The organism is Aquirufa sp. A-Brett2-15D (assembly GCF_054558735.1).
The window spans coordinates 1-1,344 of sequence record NZ_JBSKFT010000010.1; the positions used below are offsets into that span (position 1 = coordinate 1).

Consider the following 1,344-nt stretch of genomic DNA (forward strand, 5'->3'; position numbering starts at 1 on the left):
TATAATTATTCGTATAGTTCATCATCGACTGGAAACCTAAAGCAACTGAGCCCGATCCAGATTGATTATTAAATAAACTATAATATCCTAAGGCTGTATTCTCCTTACCCGAGTTCGTGTAGTAAAGCGATGAAAAACCTATCGCCGTATTTCTAGTTCCTCTGTAACCATTACCACTGTTATTCTCTAACCACGCGTTCTGGCCAGCTCCGTAACCAAAACTAGTTTGGCCTATGTTTATATTGTTATCAATACGCCCGGATCTTACGTTTGCTACCCGGAAATTCAAAGGATATCCATCCGTGTTTCCGATAAACTTACCCGCATTAGATTCTGATACATACTGAGCTATACTAAAGGCATAATCTGTCATACCCGTGTTTCCGGTCGTAGCCCAACCTCCAGCAGCTGCCACTGTAGACCAACTAGTATTTGATCCATCTGTAGTTAAAAATTTACCAGAATTACCGGATTGAGATGGGGCCAATGCATTAAATCCAGCATTCGCAGTTGTTGCACCTGTCCCTCCAAAAGCTGTACCCACGGCGGTACCATTCCACGTTCCAGAAGTTATAGTACCTAATGTATTGATCGAGGTTTGGCCTGTATAAGTAGACGCAATATCTAAAATATTTGCAGCACTAACTGTAACTCTATTAGCTGTCCCCGATAAGGCAACTGCTCCCGTTAAACCATTTACAGAGCTAACAGTAGTGGAAGTAGTCAATTGAGTCCAATTGGCAGCTGTGGATGGATAAGATCCTGGAACAGAGCTTAAAATCCACGTTGTTTTATCTGTAGTATTAATGACAACTGCACCAAGGGACAAGCCAGTTAAAGCATACATTGCGGCAGTGCTTGTCACGACATTAGTAGACGTCGTTTGGAAAGCAGGTAATTGAGCATTAGGAACTTTACCATCTGAACCTAAGCTAGCTACGCCATTGATCACACCAATTAATGCCGAATTAACTTTTAAATTAAGTGCATTTTGAGTGGCAGTACTAATTGGCTTATTTAGATCTGAAGTATTATTTACCTGATCTAATCCGAGTGCCGTTAAGGCTCCTGCCTGTGTAGTAGCACCTGTACCCCCATTAGCCAAGGCAATAGTCCCCGAATAATTTCCAACAAGCGTATTAGCTGTAATTACATTTCCTGCAAAATTTCCATTTATATTTCGCATTACTAAGGTACTTGGCGTGTTTATAGAAGTTGCTGCTTCCACTGTTGTGATCGCATTCGCAATGCTTGTATTAGACTTCCCCCCCACTGTAACTACCAATGGACTTGAAAAAGTCCCTCCTAAATCTCCTGCCAATACAATCTTACCCGCCGTACTGG

1 protein-coding gene is annotated in these 1,344 nt (G+C 41.7%); it reads right to left on the minus strand.

The window, feature by feature from the left end; translation table 11 throughout:
* Window positions 1–1,344, minus strand: a 1,344-nt coding sequence (locus ACST14_RS10915; protein WP_459463472.1) for a hypothetical protein, incomplete at both ends; no start/stop codon positions are given.